This window comes from Streptomyces sp. NPDC059398, from assembly GCF_042751845.1.
Classification (GTDB): Bacteria; Actinomycetota; Actinomycetes; order Streptomycetales; family Streptomycetaceae; genus Streptomyces.
In genome coordinates this window covers 1-9,881 of record NZ_JBHYWP010000163.1, presented here as the reverse complement: position 1 = coordinate 9,881, position 9,881 = coordinate 1, and the positions used below count along the sequence as shown (strand labels likewise).

Genomic DNA, 9,881 nt, shown 5'->3' with positions numbered 1-9,881 from the left:
ATCCCGGCACCCGGGCGCCCTGCTGTTCCCGGGCGGGCGGCGGGGCTCCGCCGCCGGGGTACGCTGGATGGTCATCCCTGTCCGCTCATGAGAGACACCACCATGCCTGTCGAGTCGGTCGAGTCGGTCTTCCCGCGACTGGAAGCGCTTCTCCCGCACGTCCAGAAGCCCATCCAGTACGTGGGCGGAGAGCTGAACTCCACCGTCAAGCCGTGGGAGAGCTGCGACGTCCGCTGGGCGCTGATGTACCCGGACGCCTACGAGGTCGGGCTGCCCAACCAGGGCGTCATGATCCTCTACGAGGTGCTCAACGAGCGCGAGGGAGTGCTCGCCGAGCGTACGTACAGCGTCTGGCCGGACCTCGAAGAGCTGATGCGTGAGCACCGGGTGCCGCAGTTCACGGTCGACGCCCACCGCCCGGTGCGCGCCTTCGACGTGTTCGGGCTCTCCTTCTCCACCGAGCTCGGCTACACCAACATGCTGACCGCCCTGGATCTCGCGGGCATCCCGCTGGACTCCGAGGACCGCACCCTCGACGACCCGATCGTGGTCGCGGGCGGCCACGCGGCCTTCAACCCCGAGCCGATCGCCGACTTCATCGACTGCGCCGTCATCGGCGACGGCGAGCAGGCGGTCCTGGAGATCACCGAGATCGTCCGGGCCTGGAAGGCCGAGGGCCGCCCCGGCGGGCGCGACGAGGTGCTCTTCCGGCTCTCGAAGACGGGTGGCGTCTACGTCCCGCGCTTCTACGACGTCGAGTACCTGCCCGACGGGCGGATCGGCCGGGTCGTGCCCAACAGGTCGGGCGTGCCGTGGCGGGTCTCCAAGCACACCGTGATGGACCTCGACGAGTGGCCCTACCCCAAGCAGCCGCTCGTCCCGCTCGCCGAGACCGTCCACGAGCGGATGTCCGTCGAGATCTTCCGCGGCTGCACCCGCGGCTGCCGTTTCTGCCAGGCCGGCATGATCACGCGCCCCGTGCGGGAGCGAAGCATCACCGGCATCGGCGACATGGTGGAGAAGGGCCTCAAGGCGACCGGCTTCGAAGAGGTCGGCCTGCTGTCGCTGTCGTCAGCCGACCACACCGAGATCGGCGACATCGCCAAGGGCCTCGCCGACCGGTACACCGAGGACAAGGTCGGCCTCTCGCTGCCCTCGACCCGGGTGGACGCCTTCAACATCGACCTCGCCAACGAGCTGACCAGGAACGGCCGCAGGTCCGGTCTGACCTTCGCCCCCGAGGGCGGATCCGAGCGCATCCGCAAGGTCATCAACAAGATGGTCTCGGAGGAGGACCTGATCCGTACGGTCTCCACCGCGTACGGCAACGGCTGGCGCCAGGTGAAGCTGTACTTCATGTGCGGCCTGCCCACCGAGACGGACGAGGACGTCCTGCAGATCGGCGACATGGCGGTCAACGTCATCGCCGAGGGGCGTCGGGTGTCCGGCCAGAACGACATCCGCTGCACCGTCTCCATCGGCGGTTTCGTGCCCAAGCCGCACACCCCCTTCCAGTGGGCGCCGCAGCTCTCGGCCGAGGACACCGACGCCCGGCTCACCAAGCTGCGCGACAAGATCCGCGGGGACAAGAAGTACGGCCGCTCGATCGGTTTCCGCTACCACGACGGCAAGCCCGGCATCGTCGAGGGCCTGCTCTCGCGCGGCGACCGCCGGGTCGGCTCGGTCATCCGCGCGGTGTACGAGGGCGGCGGCCGGTTCGACGGCTGGCGCGAGTACTTCAGCTACGACCGCTGGATGAAGGCCGCCGAGCTGACGCTCCCCGGCTTCGGCGTGGACGTCGACTGGTACACGACCCGTGAGCGCACGTACGAGGAGGTCCTGCCCTGGGACCACCTGGACTCGGGTCTGGACAAGGACTGGCTCTGGGAGGACTGGCAGGACGCGCTCGACGAGACCGAGGTCGAGGACTGCCGCTGGACGCCGTGCTTCGACTGCGGGGTCTGCCCCCAGCTCGACCTCGACATCCAGATCGGGCCGACGGGCAAGAAGCTGCTGCCCCTGACGGTCGTCAACAAATAGCCGTACGCGCATCGAGAAACACCGGTACGTACCGGGACATAGGGAGACACCCGGAGAGGCCCTGTCGCAGGACAGGGCCTCTCCGCGCGTCCGGGGCCGGGTTCCACCGGGCCACGAGGGGCGGCCCGTGCACGTCCGGCCGAGGTCCGGGAACCTGTGGTGCCCCTTGCGCGTACTCTGGGTAGTACAAACGACTGTGCCCGAAGCGGCACCCGGACCAGAGATCTCCCCGCGCGGCCCGCACGGCGCCGGACGGGGGTGAGCCGGCCGGATGCCCCGGGACCCCGCCGTAGGGCGGCGCGCCCCCCGCGCCAGCCCCGCACCGAGGAGAAGAACCACTGGGCAAGCGACAGCCCGAAGGCCCGCCGCCCGCACCGGCGGTGCAGCGCATCCGACTGCGCTACACCAAGCGCGGCCGCCTCCGGTTCACCAGCCACCGTGACTTCCAGCGCGCCTTTGAGCGCGCACTGCGCAGAGCCGAGGTACCGATGGCGTACTCGGCAGGCTTCACGCCGCACCCGAAGGTGTCGTACGCCAATGCCGCGCCCACCGGCACCGGCAGTGAGGCCGAGTTCCTGGAGATCGCCCTCAGTGAGGCGCGTGACCCCGAGACCCTGCGGAAGCTGCTCGACGAGTCGCTCCCCGACGGGCTCGACATCACCGACGCGGTCGAGGCGCACACCTCGGGCCTGGCCGACCGGCTGACCGCTTCGATCTGGGAACTGCGCCTGGACGGCGTGGAGTTCGATGAGGTGGAGCGGGCCGTGGCCGCGTTCAACGCCGCCGGGACGGTCGAGGTCCAGCGCCGCACCAAGAACGGCGTACGGACCTTCGACGCCCGCAGCGCGGTGGTCGACCTGCGGGCCGTCCGCTGCGAGCCCGGCGCTGACGGCGGAGCCACCGGAGCCGACAGTGCCGAGCCGGTCAATAGGCCGGGCGGTGAGCGCTGTGCGATACTGCGGCTGGTTGTGCGGCACGTGACACCTGCTGTGCGACCCGACGACGTCCTGTCCGGTCTCCACGTTGTGGCCGACCTCGCGATTGGGGACTCCCCTGGTCGAGCGCAGCCGAGAGCTTGGGGAACGGTCCCCGCAGCGGTGACCAGGCTGGCACAGGGGCTCTTCGACGAGGAGTCCGGCACGGTGACCGACCCGCTCTCGCCCGACCGCGAGGCAGCCCCGGCCGCTCCACCCACGGCCGCCGGAGCCGCCACCCACCGGCTTCCCGCCGACGGGGCACCCGCGACGGTGTTGTGAGAAGGACCTCCACGGCCCCCGGGCCTCGGAGGCGGTCCCGCCGCCTCAGGACCAGTCGTCGTAGCGCCGCCCTCGTATCCGGGAGCCACCTGGGTCGGGCAGCGCACTGACCAGAAGACTTTCGCCAGGCCGTACGTACATCGCGTAGGGAACCGGCGAGCCAGACATCAGCTCCCGTGCGGCGACCGCGCCCCGGACGAGCGGAACCGCGTATCTGACGCGGACCTGCCGGACCGGACACAGACGCGGCGCCCGGGAGCGTGACGGGAGAACCGCCCGCATGCAGACGCCGAACGACTCCGGTACCGCCGGAGCGAACGAAGAGACCAGTCCCAGCGACACGCTGCCCCCGCGCCGTCGGCGCAGGGCCGCATCCCGCCCCGCGGGCCCGCCGGCCGGTGAGCGGAACGCCACCGCCGAAGCGGCCGAGACCGTGACGCCGGCCATACCGGCCGCGGAAGGTACCGCCACCGGCTCCGCTGCCGGTGAGGCGGCGCCGCCCGCCCGCCGCCGCGCCACCCGTAAGGCGACCGCACCCGCCGGCCCCGCCGGGGCAGCGGAGACGGTGAGCGAGGAGCCCGCCGCCGATGCCGCGGCCACCGAGGCGCCGCGCGGCCGTACCCGCCGCCGCGCCTCCGCCCCCGCGGGCGCGCCGCAGGCCGATGCCGCCGGTACCGCGACCGGGGAGACCGCGGATGCGGCACCTGCCGCGGACGCGGCGCCCGCGCGTACCCGCCGCCGCGCCACCCGGTCCACGGGCGCCCCCGTGGACGAGTCGCAGACCAACCAGGCCGTCGTGGCCGCTGAGCCGGAGGCCGCTGTGGCTGAGGAGACCGTGCGGAACGCCGGGTCGGACGAGTCCGCCGCGCAGGACGCCGCCCCCGCGCGGACCCGCCGCCGCGCCACCCGTAAGGCCACCGCGCCCGCCGGCGCACCGAAGAGTTCCGGATCCCCGGCCGAGACGCAGACCCCGGAGGCCCCGGCCGCCGCGGAGCCCGCCCCGGCCGCCGACGCCGGTGAGCAGGGCGGGTCCGGCACGTCGCAGGACGCTGCCCCGGCGCGTACCCGCCGCCGTGCGACCCGTAAGGCCACCACGCCCGCCACGGCCGAGCAGCCCGCGGCCGCGCAGGCACCGCAGGCCGAGGCCGAAGCGCCCGCCGACGTGGCTCCCGCAGCCGATGCGCCGCGCGGCCGTACCCGCCGCCGTGCCACCGCGCCCGCCACCAGCCCGCAGCCCGAAGCCGCCGATGCGGCCCAGCCCGAGGCCGCGGGGGAGAGCCTGCCCGAGGCCGTGGCCGAGGCGCTCGCCGATGAGACCGAGGCCGCACCGCGTGGCCGCAAGCGCCGCAGGGCCGAGTCCCCGCAGTTCACCGGCGGCGCCGAGAAGGAGAAGGCGCAGCGCCCCGCCGCCGACGCGTCGGAGCCCGGACGTTCGCGCCGCCGTGCGCAGCGTCCCGCCGTGGCCGTGTTCCAGGCCCCCGTCTTCGCCGAGCCGATGTTCCAGACGCCGGAGACCGCTGCCGCGGCCGCCGCCGCCCGGCCCGCCGAGCCCCTCGACGAGGAGGAAGAGGAGACGGCAGCCGCAGCGCAGAGCGCGAAGGCGCCCGAGCCGGCCGAGTCCGCGCCGCAGGGCGGCACGCGCGGCCGTCGCCGCCGTCGCCGGGGCGAGGCCGCCGAGGCGGAGAAGGCTCCCGAGCAGCAGCCCGCGCCCGTCGCCGAGCAGCCCGGGGCCGACGAGCCCGACGAGCAGCCCGCCGAGGAAGCACAGCAGGGCGACGAGTCCGACGAGTACGGTGACCGGCCCTCGCGCCGCCGCCGCCGGGGTGGCCGCCGCCGCCGTCGTGGTGAGGCCGGCGACACGGACGACAACGACAGCAACGAGGGCAACGACCACCACGACGAAGAGGCGGAGGGCGCGGACGAGACCGATACCCGCGAAGCCTCCGCCGCCGCGGGCACGGACGAGGAGGACGACGACCACGCCGCCTCCGGATCCAGCAGCAGCCGCCGTCGCCGGCGCCGCCGCCGTCGCAGCGGTGACGCGGGCACGGACGCCGACGCCGTGGCCGACGACCCGGAGCGTACGGTCGTCAAGGTCCGGGAGCCGCGCAAGAAGGAAGCGGAGCGCGAGCCCGGCACCGGCTTCGACGAGGTCCAGTCCATCAAGGGTTCCACCCGGATGGAGGCGAAGAAGCAGCGCCGCCGCGAGGGACGCGAGCAGGGCCGCCGCCGGGTCCCGATCATCACCGAGGCGGAGTTCCTGGCGCGCCGCGAAGCCGTCGAGCGGGTGATGGTGGTGCGCCAGCACGGCGAGCGCACCCAGATCGGTGTCCTTGAGGACAACGTCCTGGTCGAGCATTACGTCAACAAGGAGCAGGCCACCAGCTACGTCGGCAACGTCTACCTGGGCAAGGTCCAGAACGTACTGCCGTCCATGGAGGCCGCGTTCGTCGACATCGGCAAGGGCCGCAACGCCGTCCTGTACGCCGGTGAGGTCAACTTCGAGGCGCTCGGCATGGCCCACGGGCCGCGCCGGATCGAGACCGCGCTCAAGTCGGGCCAGTCGGTACTCGTCCAGGTGACGAAGGACCCGATCGGCCACAAGGGCGCCCGGCTGACCAGCCAGGTCTCGCTGCCCGGCCGCTATCTGGTGTACGTGCCCGAGGGCTCGATGACCGGTATCAGCCGCAAGCTGCCCGACACCGAGCGGTCCCGGCTCAAGACCATCCTCAAGAAGATCGTCCCCGAGGACGCGGGTGTCATCGTGCGCACCGCTGCCGAGGGGGCCAGCGAGGACGAGCTGCGCCGTGACGTCGAGCGGCTCCAGGCGCAGTGGGAGGACATCGAGAAGAAGGCGAAGAGCGGCGGCAGCAGCAACGCCCCGACGCTGCTCTACGGCGAGCCGGACATGACCGTCCGGGTCGTCCGCGACATCTTCAACGAGGACTTCTCGAAGGTCATCGTCAGCGGTGACGAAGCCTGGGACACCATCCACGGCTATGTCGCCCACGTCGCCCCCGACCTGGCCGACCGGCTCTCGCGCTGGACCTCCGAGGTCGACGTCTTCGCGACGTACCGCATCGACGAGCAGCTGATGAAGGCGCTGGACCGCAAGGTCTATCTGCCCAGCGGCGGATCGCTGGTGATCGACAAGACCGAGGCGATGGTCGTGGTCGACGTCAACACCGGCAAGTTCACCGGCCAGGGCGGCAACCTGGAAGAGACGGTCACCAAGAACAACCTGGAGGCGGCCGAGGAGATCGTCCGCCAGCTGCGGCTGCGCGACCTCGGCGGCATCGTCGTCGTGGACTTCATCGACATGGTCCTTGAGTCCAACAGGGACCTGGTGCTGCGGCGCCTCCTGGAGTGCCTGGGCCGCGACCGTACGAAGCACCAGGTCGCCGAGGTCACCTCGCTCGGCCTGGTCCAGATGACACGCAAGCGGGTCGGGCAGGGGCTTCTGGAGTCCTTCTCCGAGACGTGTGTCCACTGCAACGGGCGCGGCGTGATCGTGCACATGGAGCAGCCGACCTCCTCCGGTGGCGGCGGCAAGCGCTCCAAGAAGCGCGGGCGTGGCGGCTCGGGCGACCACGAGCACACGGCCGACCACGAGCACACGCAGGACCAGGGCCACGACGAGGCGCACGACCACGAGGCGGACACCGAGTACGTCGACGTGGTCCCCGTCGCGGACGAGCCGGAGAGCTTTGTACCGGACGAGGAGCTGTACAGCAGCCCCGCCGAGGCGGAGGCGGCCGCCACGCGCAGCCGTGGCCGCCGCCGGGCCACCCGCAAGGTGTCGGCCCCGGCCGGCGCCCCGAAGGGTGCCCAGCCGGAGCCGGAGACTGCTGTGGCGGAACCGGAGCAGCCGGTCGCCGAGCAGCCCACCGCACCGGAGCCTGCCGCCGAGCCGGTCACGGAGCCCGAGCCCGTCCAGGAGGCCGCTCCGGCCCGTGGGCGCCGCCGGGCGACCCGCAAGGCCACGGCCCCGGCCGGCGCGCCCAAGGCGGCCGACGAGACCGCGGAGATCGTGGTCGAGGAGGCTCCCGCCCCCGCTCCCGTGGTGGCGGAGGAGCAGGCTCCCGCCGAGCCGGCCGCCGACGCCGCGCCGCCCCGGGCCCGCCGCCGCGCCACCCGTAAGGCCACCGCCCCCGCGGGCGCGGCCGACGCGGCGGTCGTCGTGGTCGAGTCCCCGGCGGACGAGGCCCCCGCCGCCGACGCGGAGGCACCGGCCAAGAAGACGGCCGCGCGCAAGACGGCCAAGAAGGCGCCCGCGAAGAAGGCGGCCGCCAAGAAGACCGCGGCGAAGAAGACCACCGCGGCGAAGAAGACGGCGGCCAAGAAGACGACGAAGAAGACCGTCGCCGCCGAGGAGCAGCCGGCGTCCGGGGTCACGGCCTCCACCGAGGACTGACCCGCGCCGGTACCGCCGGGCACAAGGTGCGGCCCTCCTCCGGGAGGGCCGCAGCTGTCTGTGCGGCCTGTCACCGCGCTGACTCCCCAGGGCCCGGTTTGACCCCCCGGAGCCCGACCCGTAGCCTTACCCCTCGGCGTGTTTCCTGAGCGCCACACCTCTGAGCAACTCCCTCCTGGCTCCGCCGGGAGAGGCCGCTCGTCCATTCCGGATCGTCATGGGTCCCCGGACCCGTGTGAGCGGCTGGCATCAGAGGGCCGATTCCGAGCGAAAGAGAGATCCGCGTGTACGCCATCGTGCGCAGCGGTGGTCGCCAGCACAAGGTTGCTGTCGACGACATCGTTGAGGTTGACAAGATTCCCACCGCCAAGGTTGGCGACACGGTCGAGCTCTCGACCCTGCTCGTGGTCGACGGTGACGCGGTCACCAGCGACCCGTGGGTGCTTGCCGGTATCAAGGTCCAGGCCGAGGTCGTGGATCACCACAAGGGCGCGAAGATCGACATCCTTCGCTACAAGAACAAGACCGGCTACCGCCGTCGCCAGGGTCACCGCCAGCAGTACACGGCGATCAAGGTCACCGGTATCCCCGCGGCTGCGAAGTAAGGGACTGAGGAGACATGGCACACAAGAAGGGCGCATCGTCCACTCGGAACGGGCGCGATTCCAATGCTCAGCGGCTCGGCGTGAAGCGCTTCGGCGGTCAGGTCGTCAGCGCCGGTGAGATCCTGGTCCGCCAGCGCGGCACCCACTTCCACCCCGGCACCGGCGTCGGCCGCGGCGGCGACGACACGCTGTTCGCGCTGAACCCGGGTTCGGTCGAGTTCGGCACGCACCGCGGCCGCAAGGTCGTCAACATCGTTCCGGTCGCCTGATCCTTTCGGACAGGCTCAGCCGAAGGCTGCCGTAGAGCGATCTGTCGAGGGCGGACCAGGTTTCCCGTTGCTTACGGGAAGCCGGTCCGCCTTTCGCGTGTTAACAGATAAGACCCGATCGCAGACAATTCCGTACGCCCCCTCTGCCCTGAAGGCGTGGGGGGACCCCCAGGAGGCACACCCATGACCACCTTCGTGGACCGCGTCGAGCTGCATGCTGCCGCGGGTAACGGAGGCCACGGCTGCGCCTCCGTACACCGTGAGAAGTTCAAGCCGCTCGGCGGACCCGACGGCGGCAACGGCGGGCGGGGCGGCGACGTCATCCTCGTCGTCGAGCAGGCGGTGACCACGCTGCTCGACTACCACCACAGCCCGCACCGCAAGGCCACCAACGGCCAGCCCGGCGCCGGCGACAACCGATCCGGCAAGGACGGGCACGACCTCGTGCTGCCCGTGCCGGACGGCACCGTCGTCCTGGACAAGCAGGGGAACGTCCTCGCCGACCTGGTCGGCCAGGGCACCACCTTCGTCGCGGGCCAGGGCGGCCGCGGCGGCCTCGGGAACCACGCGCTGGCCTCGGCCCGCCGCAAGGCGCCCGGCTTCGCGCTGCTCGGTGAGCCGGGGGAGGCCCGGGACATCGTCCTGGAGCTCAAGACCGTCGCCGATGTGGCGCTCGTCGGCTATCCGAGCGCCGGCAAGTCCTCGCTGATCTCGGTGCTGAGCGCGGCCAAGCCGAAGATCGCGGACTACCCGTTCACCACGCTCGTCCCCAACCTCGGTGTGGTGACGGCCGGTTCGACCGTCTACACCATCGCGGACGTCCCCGGGCTGATCCCCGGCGCCAGCCAGGGCAAGGGGCTCGGTCTGGAGTTCCTGCGCCATGTCGAGCGCTGCTCGGTGCTCGTGCACGTACTGGACACGGCGACCCTGGAGTCCGACCGTGACCCGCTCTCCGACCTCGACCGGATCGAGGAGGAGCTCAAGCTGTACGGCGGCCTGGAGAACCGGCCCCGGATCGTCGCCCTCAACAAGGTGGACATCCCCGACGGCCAGGACCTCGCCGACATGATCCGCCCGGATCTGGAGGCGCGCGGCTACCAGGTCTTCGAGGTTTCGGCGGTGGCCCATCTGGGCCTGAAGGAGCTGTCGTTCGCGCTGGCCGGCATCATCGCCGAGGCGCGTGCGGCGAAGCCCGCGGAGGAGGCGACCCGGGTCGTCATCCGGCCGAAGGCCGTCGACGACGCGGGCTTCACGGTCAGCTTCGAGGAGGAGGAGGGCGTCTACCGCGTACGGGGCC

The 9,881-nt window shown here is 72.1% G+C and carries 6 protein-coding genes; all 6 read left to right on the top strand.

Annotated elements, in window-relative coordinates; genetic code table 11:
• Window positions 1–87 precede the first annotated feature (87 nt).
• Complete coding sequence (locus tag ACFXBC_RS34050; RefSeq protein ID WP_385033635.1) at window positions 88–2,040, top strand: TIGR03960 family B12-binding radical SAM protein; 1,953 nt, start codon at window positions 88–90, stop codon at window positions 2,038–2,040.
• A gap of 380 nt (window positions 2,041–2,420) precedes the next feature.
• The gene (locus tag ACFXBC_RS34045; RefSeq protein ID WP_385033632.1) at window positions 2,421–3,296 is read left to right on the top strand and encodes a TIGR03936 family radical SAM-associated protein; all 876 of its coding nucleotides are present in this window, start codon (window positions 2,421–2,423) and stop codon (window positions 3,294–3,296) included.
• Window positions 3,297–3,576: 280 nt separating this feature from the next.
• A complete protein-coding gene (locus ACFXBC_RS34040) occupies window positions 3,577–7,710 on the top strand; it encodes an Rne/Rng family ribonuclease (protein WP_385033629.1) in 4,134 nt (1,377 codons plus the stop codon).
• A gap of 284 nt (window positions 7,711–7,994) precedes the next feature.
• Window positions 7,995–8,315, top strand: a complete 321-nt coding sequence (gene rplU, locus ACFXBC_RS34035; RefSeq protein ID WP_164265538.1) for a 50S ribosomal protein L21 — start codon at window positions 7,995–7,997, stop codon at window positions 8,313–8,315.
• A gap of 14 nt (window positions 8,316–8,329) precedes the next feature.
• Window positions 8,330–8,584, top strand: coding sequence for a 50S ribosomal protein L27 (gene rpmA, locus ACFXBC_RS34030; RefSeq protein ID WP_385033625.1), 255 nt, complete (start codon window positions 8,330–8,332; stop codon window positions 8,582–8,584).
• A gap of 183 nt (window positions 8,585–8,767) precedes the next feature.
• Window positions 8,768–9,881, top strand: a 1,114-nt coding sequence (gene obgE, locus ACFXBC_RS34025; protein ID WP_385033622.1) for a GTPase ObgE, incomplete at its 3' end; no start/stop codon positions are given.